The 14,640-nt window shown below is 69.1% G+C and carries 14 protein-coding genes; 8 read left to right on the forward strand and 6 right to left on the reverse strand.

What is annotated here, in order from left to right:
• The first annotated feature begins 220 nt into the window (after positions 1-220).
• Entirely contained in the window at positions 221-1,693 is a 1,473-nt protein-coding gene (locus ACZ7KI_RS32510; RefSeq protein ID WP_470276859.1) for a nitrilase-related carbon-nitrogen hydrolase, read from the forward strand.
• A gap of 76 nt (positions 1,694-1,769) precedes the next feature.
• Positions 1,770-2,471 carry a response regulator transcription factor gene (locus ACZ7KI_RS32515; protein ID WP_465464102.1) on the forward strand — a complete coding sequence of 234 codons (702 nt, stop codon included), beginning with the start codon at positions 1,770-1,772 and terminating at the stop codon, positions 2,469-2,471.
• Between the two features lie 12 nt (positions 2,472-2,483).
• Here the strand turns inward: ACZ7KI_RS32515 and ACZ7KI_RS32520 are convergent, their stop codons facing one another.
• Genes ACZ7KI_RS32520 through ACZ7KI_RS32530 form a run of 3 tightly spaced genes read right to left on the reverse strand, consistent with a single transcriptional unit; the run spans position 2,484 to position 4,761 of the window.
• Positions 2,484-3,593 (reverse strand): FtsX-like permease family protein, encoded by a 1,110-nt coding sequence (locus ACZ7KI_RS32520; protein WP_470276860.1) that lies wholly within the window; start codon positions 3,591-3,593, stop codon positions 2,484-2,486.
• On the reverse strand, positions 3,590-4,249 hold the full coding sequence (locus ACZ7KI_RS32525) for an ATP-binding cassette domain-containing protein (RefSeq protein WP_470276861.1): 660 nt from the start codon (positions 4,247-4,249) through the stop codon (positions 3,590-3,592). Before ACZ7KI_RS32525 ends, ACZ7KI_RS32520 begins: the two co-directional genes overlap by 4 nt.
• Positions 4,246-4,761, reverse strand: a complete 516-nt coding sequence (locus tag ACZ7KI_RS32530) for a P-loop NTPase family protein (RefSeq protein WP_470276862.1) — start codon at positions 4,759-4,761, stop codon at positions 4,246-4,248. Before ACZ7KI_RS32530 ends, ACZ7KI_RS32525 begins: the two co-directional genes overlap by 4 nt.
• A gap of 77 nt (positions 4,762-4,838) precedes the next feature.
• Between ACZ7KI_RS32530 and ACZ7KI_RS32535 the strand changes: the two genes are divergently transcribed.
• Positions 4,839-6,224: a sensor histidine kinase gene (locus ACZ7KI_RS32535; RefSeq protein ID WP_470276863.1), complete on the forward strand. Its 1,386-nt coding sequence runs from the start codon at positions 4,839-4,841 to the stop codon at positions 6,222-6,224.
• A gap of 269 nt (positions 6,225-6,493) precedes the next feature.
• Complete coding sequence (locus ACZ7KI_RS32540; protein WP_470276864.1) at positions 6,494-7,126, forward strand: TetR/AcrR family transcriptional regulator; 633 nt, start codon at positions 6,494-6,496, stop codon at positions 7,124-7,126.
• A 108-nt stretch (positions 7,127-7,234) separates the two neighbouring features.
• Here ACZ7KI_RS32540 and ACZ7KI_RS32545 read toward each other — a convergent pair whose 3' ends face one another.
• Entirely contained in the window at positions 7,235-7,972 is a 738-nt protein-coding gene (locus ACZ7KI_RS32545) for a TetR/AcrR family transcriptional regulator (RefSeq protein WP_470276865.1), read from the reverse strand.
• Positions 7,973-8,035: 63 nt separating this feature from the next.
• On the opposite strand from ACZ7KI_RS32545, the gene ACZ7KI_RS32550 reads away from it, so the two are divergent.
• Both ACZ7KI_RS32550 and ACZ7KI_RS32555 read left to right on the forward strand, forming a co-directional pair.
• Positions 8,036-8,911, forward strand: a complete 876-nt coding sequence (locus ACZ7KI_RS32550; RefSeq protein WP_470276866.1) for an alpha/beta fold hydrolase — start codon at positions 8,036-8,038, stop codon at positions 8,909-8,911.
• Positions 8,912-10,045: 1,134 nt separating this feature from the next.
• Positions 10,046-10,456 carry a hypothetical protein gene (locus ACZ7KI_RS32555; RefSeq protein WP_470276867.1) on the forward strand — a complete coding sequence of 137 codons (411 nt, stop codon included), beginning with the start codon at positions 10,046-10,048 and terminating at the stop codon, positions 10,454-10,456.
• On the opposite strand, the gene ACZ7KI_RS32560 is transcribed toward ACZ7KI_RS32555, so the two are convergent.
• Both ACZ7KI_RS32560 and ACZ7KI_RS32565 read right to left on the reverse strand, forming a co-directional pair.
• Positions 10,372-11,598, reverse strand: a complete 1,227-nt coding sequence (locus ACZ7KI_RS32560; RefSeq protein ID WP_470276868.1) for an acetyl-CoA acetyltransferase — start codon at positions 11,596-11,598, stop codon at positions 10,372-10,374. The genes ACZ7KI_RS32555 and ACZ7KI_RS32560 overlap by 85 nt on opposite strands.
• Positions 11,599-11,681: 83 nt before the next feature.
• Positions 11,682-13,154, reverse strand: coding sequence for a carotenoid oxygenase family protein (locus ACZ7KI_RS32565; protein WP_470276869.1), 1,473 nt, complete (start codon positions 13,152-13,154; stop codon positions 11,682-11,684).
• 129 nt (positions 13,155-13,283) lie between these two features.
• On the opposite strand from ACZ7KI_RS32565, the gene ACZ7KI_RS32570 reads away from it, so the two are divergent.
• Both ACZ7KI_RS32570 and ACZ7KI_RS32575 read left to right on the forward strand, forming a co-directional pair.
• Positions 13,284-14,249, forward strand: a complete 966-nt coding sequence (locus tag ACZ7KI_RS32570) for a winged helix-turn-helix transcriptional regulator (RefSeq protein WP_470276870.1) — start codon at positions 13,284-13,286, stop codon at positions 14,247-14,249.
• 73 nt (positions 14,250-14,322) lie between these two features.
• Entirely contained in the window at positions 14,323-14,511 is a 189-nt protein-coding gene (locus tag ACZ7KI_RS32575; RefSeq protein WP_126735540.1) for a DUF5302 domain-containing protein, read from the forward strand.
• Positions 14,512-14,640: the final 129 nt, after the last annotated feature.

Consider the following 14,640-nt stretch of genomic DNA (forward strand, 5'->3'; position numbering starts at 1 on the left):
GGCAAGGAAGCCTTCACCACCAGGGAAACGCGTAGGCAGCAGCGACCACAGCCCGCGACACGACACGTTTGACTTACCCCTCAATAACCCGAATCCCCACTCACGACCAACTTGACCCAGCCCTCACCGCCTCCTCCTTCCCCCGTACCTGACGAAAGTAAGGGCCGCGCCTTCCCTTGGTGCGATGTCCGGGCAGCCGTGATTTCCTAACGTTCGCGGTATGAATCAGAGGCTGCTCTGGTGGCTGGGCACCGCGTTGCTCCTGCTCGCCGTCCACACCGACTGGAACGTTCCCCTCGCCGCCTGGGTGTTCCCGATCTTCTTGCTCAACTACGCCCGTCGGGCGCCCCTCCGGCGCGCGGTCCTGATGGTCGGACTGTCCCTGCTGATCGGGCAGGTCTTCTGGCTCGGTGTCACCGGACTGCTGTTCGTCCTGTCGGCGCTGCTCGCCTTCACCCTGCTCGTCCTGCTGCAGACGGCGGCGTTCGTGGCCGACCGCCTGTTCGCCGAACGCGCCGGAGCGCTGCGGACCTTGGTGTTCCCGGCGACCCTCGTGGCAGGCGAATACCTCTTCACGCTGATCACCGGGTTCGGGGACTTCGGCGCGCTCGGCAGCACCCAGTCCGGGAATCTGCCGCTGCTCCAGGTCGCGTCCGTGACCGGCGTGTACGGCCTGACCTTCGTCCTCGCGTGGTTCGCCTCGGTGGTGAACACCGGTTGGGTGGAAGGGTGGCCGCGCGTGAAGCGCACGGTCCTCGTCCACGTCTGCCTGCTCGGCCTGGTGTTCGCCGCGGGCGGCGCGCGGTTGCTGTTCGACGCTCCCACGACCCATACGGTGCGGATCGCGGGGATCAGCCCGGCCGCGGAGGCCGACAGAACGAGTTCCGACGCGCTGGAGCGGATCGGCGTGAAGTATTGGCGTGCCCAGGAAGTGAGCGCGGCCGACCCCGCCGCCGTCGGCGCCGCTTTCGCCCCGGTCACCGAAGATCTCGTCGGCAGGACGCGGCAGCAGGCGTCGGCGGGCGCGAAGATCGTGGTCTGGCCGGAAACCCATGCCCGCGTACTGGAACGTGATCAGGCCGCGCTGCTGGACCAGGTCGGCGCCGAAGCGAAGCGTGCGGGTATCCACGTCGCACTCGCCTACGCGCTCTACACGGCGCAGGCTCCCTACATCCGGAACGTGGCGGTGCTCGTCGGCCCCTCCGGCGAAGTGCTGTGGACCTACGACAAGACGCATCCGACGCCGATGGAGCCGATGACGCCCGGCCCCGGTGTCGTGCCGACCGCGGCTTCGCCGTACGGACGACTCGCGACGGTCATCTGCTACGACGCGGACTTCCCCGGCTTGGCGCGTCAGGCCGCCGACAAGGATACGGCGTTGCTGCTCGTCCCCGCGAACGACTGGGAGGGCTTCGCGTCCCTGCACGCGGAAAAGGTGACGTTCCGCGCGGTGGAAAACGGTTTCCCGGTGTTTCGTCAGTCCACCCACGGAATCTCCACGGCTGTGGACAGCCAAGGACGAGTGCTCGGGAAGGCGGACTATTTCCGCACCGACCAGCAGACCCTAGTCGCGGATCTACCGGTACAGCCGCGAACACACACCGTGTACAGCACGATCGGGGACGTGTTCGCCTGGCTGTGCCTCGCCGCGGCCGCACTCTGTCCTTTATGGACATATCGACGGAACCGTTAGCGCCCTGTTACAGAACGGGTGGCCTTCATAACGTCTTACCCGAAAAGAACAGTGTTCAACGGTTAAGCTCCGACGCATGCCGAAGCTGCTGGTGGTGGAAGACGACGACGCGATCGGCGGCGTCCTCGAATCGACCCTGCGCCTGCACGGTTACGAGGTTTCCTGGCAGCGTGACGGACGTACCGCGCTCGCGGCCGCGGCGGCCGGGGACATCGACTTCGTCCTGCTCGATCTGGGTCTGCCGGATCTGGACGGGGTGGAGGTCTGCCGACGGCTGCGCGCCGAACTCCCCGGCGCCGTCCTGGTGATCCTCACCGCCCGGCAGGAGGAGATGGACGTCGTCGTCGGCCTGGAGGCCGGCGCCGACGACTACCTCACCAAACCCATCCGCCTCGGCGAACTGCTCGCCAGGGTCCGGGCGCATCTGCGGCGCGGGACGGCGCCGCCGGAGAGCAGGCCCGCGATCGCCGTCGGTCATCTGCGGGTGGACACCGCCGGACGGCGGGTCAGCGTCGGGGGACGGGAGATCCCGTTGCGGGCCAAGGAGTTCGATCTGCTCGCCCGGCTGGCCGAACAGCCGGGGGTCGCGGTCAGCCGGGACACCCTGATGTCGGAGGTGTGGGACGCGCACTGGTACGGGTCCACGAAGACCCTCGACGTCCACATCGCCGCGCTTCGGCGGAAGCTGACCGAATCGGCGCCCACCCCCGAGCAGGCGCCGCGGATTTCGACGCTGCGCGGCCACGGCTACCGGCTCGAACAGCCCTTCGAAAGCTGAGCGGCGAAGGCGTCAGTAGTCGCGGAGGTCGGAGACCTCGTCGCGGGCGGCGAGTTGTGCGATCCGCGCCGACGCGGCCACGCACGACGCGATCACCACCGCAGCCAGCAACCCGAAATAGCCGTGGGGCGAAGGCGCCTCCTCCACTTGTGCGAAGAGGACGAACAGCACGCCGAGCAGATGCCCGGCGATCAGTCCTCCGCCGCCGACGATCAGCGCGTCGCCCGCGATGAAGGCGGCCACCTGACGGCGTTTCCCGCCGAGCGTGCTCACGATCAGCAGGTCGCGACGCCGTTCGTTGAGCGCCAGCCCGAACGACGGCCCCGCCGCGGCGGCCGCGAGCACGAGTGACGCCACCATGTCCACAGTGGCCGCTTTGCAGCCGTCCTTGGTGAAGATGGTGGAGATCGCGAACGCCACCGCCAGGGCGACCAGCACCACCGATCGCGCCAGCAACGCGCTGCGCCACGAAATGGACAAGGCGAGCACGCCCGCGAGTCCCGAGACGAGCGGCCTGAGCGCCCCGCCGATCGCCCGCTTTCCCTTGCGCAGTCCCAGCTCCACCAGCCGCCACAGCAGCATCGTGCCGCCTGCCCAGCCGAGCAGCGGCCAGAAGAACGCGAGCGCGAGCAGAAGGACGTCGAGCCCGTAGGGCGCCCACCAGGGCGGTCCGTCGTCGGCGGGGACGAAATACCACTCACGAAGCGCCGGGGGCAGGATGGCGAGTGCCGCGACGAGCGGCCCGGCGAGCAGCAGGAGAACGATTTCCCAGACAAGCGTCGTCCCGGATCCGGTATGGAGACCGCACGCCAGTGACAGCACCAGCCCGGCCACGCCACCGGCCAGCCCGGCGGCCACGGCTTCCGCCGACGCGAGTGCGAGTACCTGTCCGCCGGTCGCGCCACGGGCGCGCAGCAGGTCCTGATCCGAGCGCAGTGAACGCTCCGAAGGGGTGGCCAGCAGCACCACGAGCACCGTCGCGGGCATCCAGACCGGAGCCCCGGTCCAGCCGTGCACCGCGAGCAACGTGATCACGATCGCGACCCCGGCCGCGGACACGCCGAGCCTGGCGGGACGCACTCGCGCGATCCCGCCGACCCACAACGCCATCGCGGCGATCACAGGTCACGCACCAGCTTCCCGTCGACCATCGTCCAGGACTCGCCGAACAGCCCGGCCGGGGCGGGCTCGGCCGTGGCCACCAGCAGTCCGGCCGCCAGCCGGTCCGCCGCGCGCACGAGCCTGCCCAGCAGCCGCTCCCGAGCCTGCCGGTCCAGCCAGCCTGCCGGGTCGTCGGCGAGGATCAGTTTCGGCGCGGGCGCGAGTGCCCTGGCGAGCATCGCCAGCCGGATCTGCTCGCCGGTCAGGTCACGGGGCGCCTTCTTGGCGAATCCGGCCAGGCCGACCAGGTCGAGGGCACCGTCGACGGCGTCGCGGACCGCGGTGCCGGTGCGGCCCGCGAGGACCAGCGGCAAAGCGACGTTGAGCCGGACGTCGAGATCGCGGAGCAGGCCGCCGTCCTGCAGGACCAGCCCGATCAGGTCGGGACCCGGCGGGACCGGCTCGAACGACGGCCACTCGATCGTGCCGGCCGTCGGTTTCTTCATCCCGGCGAGCAGATGCAGCAGCGTGGTCTTCCCGGATCCCGCCCGGCCGGTCACCACGGCGCGGGTCTCCGCGCCGATCACGCAGCTGACGCCGTGCACGGCCACCACCGCGGTCAGCCCGGTGCCATAGGTGTGCGCCAGCTCGTCGGTGCGGACCAGCGGTGTCGTCACGCCACTCTCACGATCCGGTGCGCGGCCGCCGCGATGTCGGGATCGCGGGTCGCCACGACGACGGCCGTCCCGCGCCGCGCGACGGCGCACAGCAGGTCCATGAGTTCGAGCGCGGCAAGCCTGTCGAGTTCGCCCGCCGGTTCGTCGGCGAAGAGGACTTCGGGCCCGCCCGCCAAGGCGACGGCCACTCCGGCTCGCGCGCCTTCCAGCGCCGACAGCGCGCCAGGGTAGGCGTCACCTCGTCCGGCCATTCCGGCCAGTTCGAGCAGGACGGCGGCGTTCTCCGGAGCATGCCGGGCGACGAGCCTGCCGGCCAGCACGACGTTCTGCTCGACGGTGAGGTGGCCGAAGAGGTTCCCGCGCCTGAGCAGCACACCGACGCCGCGGCCACCGACGGGCGCTTCGCCTCCTCCGGCGGGCAGCACTGCCACACAATCGCCCGGGACGGCGAACCGGACGAGGGGGACGGATCCGGGCCCCGGGCCTGCCATGACGGCGGCACGTCGGCGCATGGCCCCAAGGTAAGGCGCGAGGGGTCAACATCGCCTTGATCTCAGGTCAACGGACGGCAAAATATCGCATCCGGCGGGTGATCCTCGCGAGCGTCGGCCACACTCTGTCCGTGCGCCGCCGGATCGTGACCCTCACCGTGCTGGCCGCGGTGCTGGCGATCACCCTGTTCGGAGTGCCGCTGGCCCTCGCGGTCGCCGAATTCCACGAGAGCATGTCCACGCACGATCTCGAACGCGCCGCCGACACCGTCGCCCTCGAAGTGACCGGCGACCTCGCCAACGGCCGGATCCCGGAGCTCAAACCCGTCGAACCCGAGCACGAAGCGGAAGCGGAAGACGAGGACCGGATCCAGGGCATCGAGATCGCGGTCTACAGCCCGACCGGCAGGCTCCTCGCCGGGAACGGCCCGGCGACCGCCGACGAGTTCGTCCGCGGCGCGCACCGCACCGACATGGTGCACGGAATACGCGGCGACGAAGTGGTCCTGGCCGTCCCCGCGCACAGCGGCTCGGCGCTGGTCGGGGTGATCCGCGCCGCCCATCCCCGGTCCGAACTGGACCAGATGATCCGGGTGACCTGGCTGAAGATGGCCGGACTCGGCGGTATCGCGATCGGGGCCAGCTGGCTGATCGGGCTCCGGATCTCCGCCCGGCTGGCCCGGCCACTGGAGGAGCTGGCCGTCACCGCCGAACGTCTCGGCGAAGGCGACTTCACCGTACGCGCCGACCGTACCGGGGTCCGCGAGATCGATCAGGTCGCCGAAGCACTCGACGTCACCTCGATGCGGATCGGCGAGACGCTGGAGCGGGAGCGGACGTTCTCCTCGGACGCCTCTCATCAGCTGCGGACCCCGCTGACCGGGCTGCGCCTGCAACTGGAGGCGGCGCTGGAAAGTCCCGATCGCGACCCCTACGCGACGATCCGCGACGGCATCGCGTCGGCCGACCGGCTGGAACGCACCATCGACGACCTGCTGGCACTGGCCAAACAGACCAGGGCTCCCCGCGCGCTGCTCGATCTGGGCAAACTGTTCGAAGAGGTCCGGCAGACCTGGCACGGCCTGCTCGCCGGACGCGGCAGGGCGCTCCGGATCAGCGGCCGCGAGGCACTGCCGGCGCGGGCGGCGGACGCGGCCGTGCGGCAGGTGCTCGCCGTGCTGCTGGACAACGCGGCGACGCACGGCACCGGCACGGTCACCGTCCTCGCCCGCGACGCCGGGGACGCGCTGGCCATCGACGTGAGCGACGAGGGCGCCATCCCGGACGGGAACGATCCGTTCGTGACCAGGGAAGAAACCGAGGAGCGGGAAGGCAACGGGATCGGGCTGCGGCTGGCGCGGAGCCTCGCCGAGGCGGAAGGCGGGCGGCTGCGGCTGACCAGCCCGTCGCCGACGACGTTCACGCTGCTCCTGCCCGCCGAACGCCCCGCACCGCGTGAAGAAGGCCCGGGCCTGGCGAGCTAGGGGGGGTTACTCGCCAGGCCGGGCCGGTAGGAGGCAAACGCGCCCCGACAGCGCGCACGGCATGCCACCTGAAAGAAGACGGTAAAGACCAACGGGCCAACAGACGGTACACGCCGGATTAACTGACACTTTGCTTTCCAATGTCACAGGTCAGAGGGTCGGCGCGCCCGTTATTCGCGCTGAATGAGCACCAGGTCGGCGTCAGTCATGGTGCCGGGAATCCGGCGACCGACCGGCCAGGCTGAATCGATCGTGGGAAGATATGACGTATGACCACGGAGCCGGCGCCGAGATGGCGGAGACTGGAACCGGACGAACGCAAGGAACAGATCTTCGTCTGCGCGGCCCGGCTTTTCGGTGATCGGCCCTACTCCGAAGTGTCCACTTCGGACATCGCGGCCGAGGCGGGGGTGGCGAGGGGTCTGATCAACCACTACTTCGGCACCAAACGCGAGCTGTACCTGGAGATCATCCGGCGGGCACTGACCGTGCCGCGGCTCGCGATCGAGATCCTGCCGGAAGGCCCGCTCGAACTACGCGCCGACGTCGCCATCGACTGGTTCCTGGACATGGTCACCAGGCAGGAGAAGATGTGGCTGGCCGCGATCGCGCCGGAGGGCATCGGCCGGGACCTCGAAGTCGAGCGGATCCTCGAAGAGGCCGATCGCGAATCGGCGGACCGGGTGCTCGAAGCGGTCGGCCTGTCCCGCGAAAGCAGGCACGGGCAGGAGCTGAACGCGCTGGTCCGCGCGTTCGGCGGAATGGTCAAGGCGGCCGGCCGGGAATGGCTCGTCCGCGGCGCGCTCAGCCGCGAGCAGGTGCACACGCTGCTCAGCAAGTCGCTGGTCACCCTGGTCGGCGAAGTCTTCCCCGAGATCCAGCGCGCCGCACCACGGAGCTGATCGAGCTGACGGGGAGAAGCCCCCGGCACCTCGAGGGGGAGGTTGGTGCCAGGGGCTTCGGGACCGGTGACGAGCACCGGTATTCCTCCACATTACGCCGATTTACTGTCAGGGCTCTGTCAAACTTTCGAGAGCCCGGAGCTGACTGAGCCGGTGTTCCAGCCCGTCGAGACAGCGCTCGACCGCGTAGGCGTAGAGACGGCCGTAGTAGCCCGCCGCGAGATCGGGGTCGGCGACCAGCGCCGCGATCGACTCGCCCAGCGCCGCCATCCCCGGCAGATCCTCCCGGTCGCGATACGCCGCGTAGCCCTCGGACCGGTCGAGCTGCAGCGCCATCGCGCTCTCGCGGTCGTCCTCCATCGCGACGAACTGACAGGCGGTGGCGAGCAGCAGGTTGTAGGCGAACGGCGCCTCGGCGCCGAACCCCGCCGCGAGCAGACGGCCGATGCCGGTGTCCATGGTCGGCACCGCGGCGGCGACCGACGGCCCGAACAGGGCCAGCCGCCGCGCCGACCCGGGATAGCGGCGCAGCACCGTCCGCACGGTCGGCAGGAATTCGTCGAACCAGGCCCGCCACGGCAGGGTCTTGTCGGGCAAGGTCAGTTCGCCGACCACACGGTCCAGTACCGCGACGACGACGGCGTCCCGGTCGCCGACGTGGTGGTAGACCACCGCGGGGTAGGCGTCGACCGCGGCCGCGAGCTGCCGCAACGTCCAGTTCTCCAGGCCTGACTCCGCCGAAAGCTCCAGCGCGGCGTCCACGATCCGGTCCCTGGTGACCGCCGGCCGCCCGGAAGCGGCGCGTGACCGGGGCCGGGAACCCACGTCTTCAGGGAAAGTCGGCATGCGGAACACCGTATCCGCCGCCCGCCGGTGGCACGGCGGGTGACATCCGGGCAGGATCGTGCCATGCCCCGCGCGCGTGTGAACGGCCTCGAACTCGAGTACGACACCTTCGGCTCCCCCGCGGATCCGCCGCTCGTGCTGGTGATGGGGCTCGGCGCCCAGATGGTCACCTGGGAGGTCGGCTTCTGCGAACTGCTCGCCGAGGGCGGATTCCACGTCGTCCGGTTCGACAACCGCGACATCGGCCTCTCCACCTATCTGGACGACCTTCCCGCGCCGGACCTCGCCGCGCTCGCGGCGGGCGACCTGACCACGGCCCCCTATCTGCTCTCGGATCTCGCGTCCGACGTCGCCGGGCTGTTCGACGCGCTCGGATTCGACCGCGCGCACGTCGTCGGCGCGTCGATGGGCGGGATGATCGTGCAGCAACTCGCGATCGACTCCCCGGAACGGCTGCTCAGCCTCACGTCGATCATGTCGACCACCGGGGATCCCTCGGTCGGGCATCCGGAGCCCGCCGCGCTCGCCGGGCTGACCCGCCCGCCCGCCGCCACCCGTGCGCAGGCGATCGAGGACGGCGTCGAATGGTTCAAACTCGTCGGTTCGCCAGGCCATCCCTCCGACGAGGAGTTCCTGCGGATGAAGGCCGCGCGCAACTACGACCGGGCGAACCACCCGGCGGGCGGACTGCGGCAGGCCGCCGCCGTCGTCGCTTCGGGCGACCGCACGGAGAAGCTGCGCGAGGTCCGCGTCCCGGCACTCGTCATCCACGGCGAGAGCGACCCGCTGATCAACGTCAGCGGCGGGAAGGCGACCGCGGAAGCGATCCCGGACGCCGAATTGGTGCTGTTCCCCGGAATGGGGCACGAATTGCCGCGGCAGCTGTGGCCGGCGATCGCCGAAGTGATCGTCGCTCACGCTCGCAAAGCCGGGTCGTGATTCCGTGAAGGCCTCCTTCCCTACCTTCAAGGCAGGGTCCCGGCAAAGTCGCATAATCGCTGTTCGGCTCCATTACTAGGGCGGGGTCAAGGCGAATGTGTCGTGGCGTGCCCCGGCGTGGGTCCGGGCCGGCTGACGGGAGCGGGGACGGCGACTGGTCTGTCCACAAAGGACCCTATTTGCACGGGTAAGTGTCCAACTTGGGCGGTATGCGTGGTTTCGCGAGCGGGTCGTGAGTGCGAAGTAGGGTTCTATTGAGGGGTAAGGCAAACATGGCGTGATCGCCTCGCTGACGTGAAGGTCCCCTTCCCTACCCTGAAGGCCAGGGTCCCGGCAAAGTCGCATAAGTGCTGGTCGGCTGCACCTCTATAGCGGGACATGACGAACGCGTCGTGGTGGACCCGGCGGGAGCGGGCCCACGCAAGGGGCCTTGCCTCACCCGGGTCCGGACTGTCCATAAGGGACACTTTTCGAGACAAATGTGCCCGATTTGGGCGTGTTGCGGGGTTTGGCGAGGGGGTCGTGAGTGCCGTTTCGTGTTCTAGCCCGAATCGCCACTCACGACCGGGGCCGAGTGGGTGGTTTCGCGTGGCTGGATGGATGGCGCGTGTGATCAGACGGAGGACACGTGTGACCGGATGGATGACACGCGGAAGCGGCAGATTTCGTCGCGTGTTCTCCGTTCACTCACGCGTGCCCTCCGCCGGATCACGCGTGTCGCCCGATGGCAGGCACCTAAGACACAAGTGGCCCTCACCCGAACCGCCACTCACACCATTCCTCCGAAACCGCACCTATAGCCCCGCGGCATCCAGAATCAGGCCCGCCCTACCTCGGCTCGACCTTGATCAACGGAAGATCAGAGACGTTGAGTGTCCCTGATCTGCCGTTGATCAAGCTCCGCCACCGGTGCGCGCGGCCCGTGACAGTGCAGGAATAGTCAACTGACCTGCAAGATCGCGACTCTGCCGGGACCCTGACTCTCAAAGTAGGGAAGGAGGCCTTCACGGACCGAGACTCGGATGCGCACGCAAGACCTGAGGACGTCAGGATTTCGTCACGATTCCCGGCAGCCGCGTAGGAAATCCGTTCACGCCGGTGCCACGCCAGACGCCGAGGAGTTCACTGTCCTGAATGAGGAATCCCGAGTGTTTCGGTTTCCCGTTCGGTTGTGTCTCCGTCGTCGCCGCGGCGTCGGTGGCCGGGCTGCTGGGTTCGGCGGAGAATCATGGTTTCTCCTTGGTGGCACTGGGTTTCGTCGTCCTGAGCACCGCGGTGGCGACAAGGGCGGCCGCCGCGTTCGGCACGACGGTGATCGCCTGGAGTGTCCATTCCGGATTCACCGTCGGCACGCTCGGCGAACTCGAGTTCACCGCCGAGACCGGCATCGCCGCGATCGCGCTTTCCGGTGCGACGGCGCTCGGTGCGGTCGCCAGAGCGGCTTGGCGCGGCCGGTGGGTTCAGCGGGCGACGACCATCGCGACCACAGTCGTGAAGGATCCGCCGATGTTCAAGGCCAGTACGTTCCGCGCGCCCTCGACCTGAAGCGGCCCGGCGGTTCCCGCCACCTGGCGCGCGGCGTCGTGCACCATCCGCACCCCGGTCGCGCCGACCGGGTGACCGAGGCCGAGCAGACCGCCGCCGGGGTTCACCGGGAGGACGCCGTCCCGAGCGATCGCGCCGGATTCGAGCAGCCGACCCGCGGCTCCCGGCGGAGCCGCGCCGAGGTGTTCCAGCGCCACCAGCGCGGTGATCGTGAAGCAGTCGTGCAGTTCGACGACGTCCATTTCCTCGGCGCCTGACACCTTCGCGCGCCGGTACGCGTCGAGCACGGCGCCGCGCAGGTGCGGGAACAGGTATTCCTGCCCTTCGGCACGATCCAGCTTGCCCCGCAACGACAAATGCGCCGTCCGGTGACCGAAACCGGTGATGCGCGGGACTTCCGCGAGGTCGTGGCCCGTTCGTTTCGCCCACTCGGCGGCGAACTCCGGCGAGGCCAGCACGATCGCGGCCGCACCGTCGGTGATGCGGCCGCAGTCGCTCTTGCGCAGCACGCCTTCCACGACCGGGTTCAGCCGATCGTCGTCCTGCCCGAACGAGCCGTCGGGAAAGGTCCAGTCGCGCGCCTGCGCCAGCGGGTTGAGCGCGGCGTTCGCGAACGCGTTCCGCGCGAACAGGCCGAGATGCGCGAGATCGAGTCCGTACCGCCAGTCGTAGACATCGGCGACGTCGGCGAACAAGGCAGGCCAAGGGAATTCGGCCGATTCCGCCTCGGCGCCGACCCAGGCCGCGGAGCCGAGGTGCCCGGCCGCGGCGCGCGCGTCGACGTTGCGCATGAGTTCGAGCCCGGTCACCAGCGCGACGTCGTACCGTCCGGATTCGAGGTCGGCGCTCGCGGCGAGCACCGCCGTCCCTCCGGAGGCGCACGCTGCCTCGTGCCGGACGCTCGCCACCCCGTCCAGATCCGGGACGGCCGCCACCAGCAGCCCGCCCAGCTGCGCCTGGCCGGTGAACAACTCCGCGGCCAGATTGGCCACGTGGGCGACCCCGACCTCGCCCGCCTCGATTTGCGCGTCCACCAAGGCGTCCGGCACCACCTCCGCGAACATCTCGAAGAGCCCGGCGCCCTCTTTCGCGAAGTTCCGCGCGAAATCGGTCTGTGCCCCACCCAAAACGAAGACCGTCATCGGCCTGGTTCCGCCCTTGGTGCCGTGCCCGAGTCGCCCCGCCCCCTCGATGGGGCGACTCGGCCGACGGCTTTCCGGATCACTCAACTACGGGAAGGTTCCAGCTGGTCCGCCCGGACCCAGGTCGCGTGAAAACCGAGCGGGACACGCTGGGGCAGCAGGACCCTGGCCACGGGTCCGGCAGCGAGATCGGCGGCGTCGAAGATGTCCAGCTCCGAGCGCCCCTCGCGCTCGTCCTGGACGAACGTCACCAGATAGCCGTCAGCGGAATCGGCGGCCGCGCCGTCGCGTGGTGCGAACGGCGCCTCACTGCCCCACCGGCCATCACCGAACCGATGTTCGGTCTTGGTGCCGGCACGATTGTCGTAGCGCACGAGGCCGTCGAACTTGAGGGTCGACTCCGGCGAGATGTGCACCGCGTACGAGAAGCGATTCCGGCCGCCGACCACCCTCGAGTCGACGGACGGAAACTCGGTGTTGTCGTCGTCGAGCTGCTCCTCGGCGCACCGCCCGGTCCGCAGGTCGAACCGGTAGCGGTGCGGCGAGGCGTCCAGCCGCAGGTACGACAGCATCTTGGCGAGCGGGGTGCGCGCGTCGGCCGCAGGCTCGGGACGCTGGACGCGACAGACGTCGAGGACGATCTCCTCGCCCTGCTCCCAGGCGTTGACGACGTGGTAGATGTAGCACGGGCCGGCCTCGAACCAACGGATCTGGCTACCGTTGCCGTAGCGAGGCATGACTCCGAAACGGCTCGGCAGCGACCGGTCGAAAAGCAGCTTGTGCCGTCCGTTGCGGGCCGCTTCCCTATCCTGGATCAGCGGCAGATCCATCAGCACGGCGTAGTTCTCGGTGATCGCCATGTCGTGCGGCAGACGCGGGCCGGGGAGTTCGATCTCCGTCGTGCGCACGACCCGCCCGTCCGCGCTGATCACGCCGTAGCGCAGGTACGGCGGCCGCGGCCCGTAGTCGAACCAGAACATCTCGCCGGTGCGCTCGTCGACCTTCGGATGGGCCATCATGTCGCCGACCAGCGTGCCGAGGAAGTTCTCGGCGCCGAGGGTCTCCAGTGAGAGCGGGTCGATCGCGTACGGCGTGCCGCACATGTACCAGGTGGAGAGCACCTGGCCTCGGTGGAAGATCAGGTCGGTGTTCGCGCTGTCCTTGACGTTCAGGCCGTGGGAGTTGCCGAACGGGTTGCCCTTCGGCGACTCCATGACGCCCTTCCACAACGCCTTCCCCGCTTCCGACTCGGCTTCGAAGGCCTTGGTGCGGATCCAGCGGTTGCGGTAGCGGGCCTTGCCGTTCTCCAGGTGGACCGCGTGGATCATGCCGTCGCCGTCGAACCAGTGGTAACGGCCTTCCGGCTCGAACCGGGGGTTGGGCCCGTTGCGCAGGTACACGCCGTTGAGGTCCGCGGGAATCTTGCCGATGACCTCGAGATCACTCGCGTCGATCTCTTCGCCGACCGGGGCGTAGACGCCCATCAGGTACGGGTTGACCTCGGGTTCCCCAGTGGCGGCTGCCACGAGGATCGGTTCCTCGGAGGTGCTCGTCATCGGCTTCCCTCCCCTGCGGGTGCGTTGACCGATTGCCGCGACACTATGATTTCTGTAGCCAGCTGTCAATAGGCTTCTATTGCTGTAGTCAGTAGTACGCTGACAGCGACATCTTCCGGAAGGACGTACGTGACAGAGGCGACGGCGCCCCGCGTCAGGCCGGCGGGTGATCCGCTCCGCCGGGCGCTCGAACTGCTCGGCGACCAGTGGACCCTGCTGATCTTGCAGAGCCTCTTCCTGCGCTTCCGCCGTTACGAGGAACTGAGGCTGCGTCTCGGCATCTCCCCCACCGCGCTCTCCGGGCGGCTGCGGGCGATGGTCGACGCCGACGTACTCGTCCGCACGCCCTACCGCGACGCCCGGCGCACCCGGCACGAGTACCGGCTCACCGAACGTGGCCTGGAGCTGTGGCCGCTGCTGATCTCGATCTGGGCCTGGGAACGGGAATGGGTCGAGGGACGGCGTGCCGTCCTGCCGACGCTGATCCACCTCGACTGCGAACTGGCCACCTCGGCGCCGCTCGGTTGCGCCGCCTGCGAACGCCGCGTCGACGCCCGCGACGTCCGCGCGCGACGGCTCGACGACACCGGCGTCGTCGAAGCGACGGCGACGAAACGCTTCCGCCGTAAGGACGCCGAGTCCTTGGCAGGCGATCCGCTGATGTTCTTCCCGGACACCATGGAACTGCTCGGCGACCGGTGGTCGACCGGGCTCGTGGTGAGCGCGCTGCTCGGGGCGCGGCACTTCTCGGAGTTCGAACGGGAACTCGGGATCGGCCCGAGCGTGCTGTCGGGGCGGCTCAGCAAACTCGTGGACGTCGGCGTCCTGCGGACGGGCGTCGCGAAGACCCGCACCGACGCACACGACTACCGGCTGACCGCGAAAGGGCTCGCGTTCTTCCCCGCGCTGGCCTTCATCGCCGAGTGGTCACGCGGTTTCGAGGTGCCGGGGCAGGTGCCGGACATCACGCTGGAGCACGTGGACTGCGGTAACCGGCTGAAGCCGATCCTGCTGTGCGACCACTGCTGGCGGCCGCTGCTGCGGGACCGGATCCAGTTCGGCGGGCCCGTCCCGCTGCCCGCACCGGCCAGGTGACGAAATCGACTCGCCAACCGTGGTGGTTCCTGACAGGCTGGGAACGTCACATGTCGTCACCTCGGAGGTAGCAATGACTGAACCGGCACCGTCCCCTGCGGATGGCGAAGAGGACGACACCAAGCGCAAGTTCCGCGAAGCACTGGAGCGCAAGCAGGCGCAGGCCCGCACCGGCTCGGCCCATGAGAACGCGGGCGGGAAGAACCTGCACGCGCACGGTCCGGCCGCGAACAAGCGCACCTTCCGTCGCAAGAGCGGCTGAGTCCGGGCCGCACTGGCCGAAAGTCCGTGAAGGCCTCCTTCCCTACCCTCAGGGTGATGAAGGAGGCCTTCACTACTTCGCTGGTCCGGCAGGACGCCCCCTGCCATGAAAGGACCTTTCATGGCGTTA

Source organism: Amycolatopsis sp. NPDC039088, from assembly GCF_055598845.1.

What these genes read in the sequence shown, in the direction of transcription:
- ACZ7KI_RS32545 (WP_470276865.1), bottom strand. Translation starts at nt 7,972, where the DNA reads ATGCCGACTTTCCCTGAAGACGTGGGTTCCCGGCCCCGGTCACGCGCC.
- ACZ7KI_RS32560 (WP_470276868.1), bottom strand. Translation starts at nt 11,598, where the DNA reads ATGACGGTCTTCGTTTTGGGTGGGGCACAGACCGATTTCGCGCGGAAC.
- ACZ7KI_RS32530 (WP_470276862.1), bottom strand. Translation starts at nt 4,761, where the DNA reads ATGCGCCGACGTGCCGCCGTCATGGCAGGCCCGGGGCCCGGATCCGTC.
- ACZ7KI_RS32550 (WP_470276866.1), top strand. Translation starts at nt 8,036, where the DNA reads ATGCCCCGCGCGCGTGTGAACGGCCTCGAACTCGAGTACGACACCTTC.
- ACZ7KI_RS32565 (WP_470276869.1), bottom strand. Translation starts at nt 13,154, where the DNA reads ATGACGAGCACCTCCGAGGAACCGATCCTCGTGGCAGCCGCCACTGGG.
- ACZ7KI_RS32510 (WP_470276859.1), top strand. Translation starts at nt 221, where the DNA reads ATGAATCAGAGGCTGCTCTGGTGGCTGGGCACCGCGTTGCTCCTGCTC.
- ACZ7KI_RS32540 (WP_470276864.1), top strand. Translation starts at nt 6,494, where the DNA reads ATGACCACGGAGCCGGCGCCGAGATGGCGGAGACTGGAACCGGACGAA.
- ACZ7KI_RS32515 (WP_465464102.1), top strand. Translation starts at nt 1,770, where the DNA reads ATGCCGAAGCTGCTGGTGGTGGAAGACGACGACGCGATCGGCGGCGTC.
- ACZ7KI_RS32575 (WP_126735540.1), top strand. Translation starts at nt 14,323, where the DNA reads ATGACTGAACCGGCACCGTCCCCTGCGGATGGCGAAGAGGACGACACC.
- ACZ7KI_RS32555 (WP_470276867.1), top strand. Translation starts at nt 10,046, where the DNA reads ATGAGGAATCCCGAGTGTTTCGGTTTCCCGTTCGGTTGTGTCTCCGTC.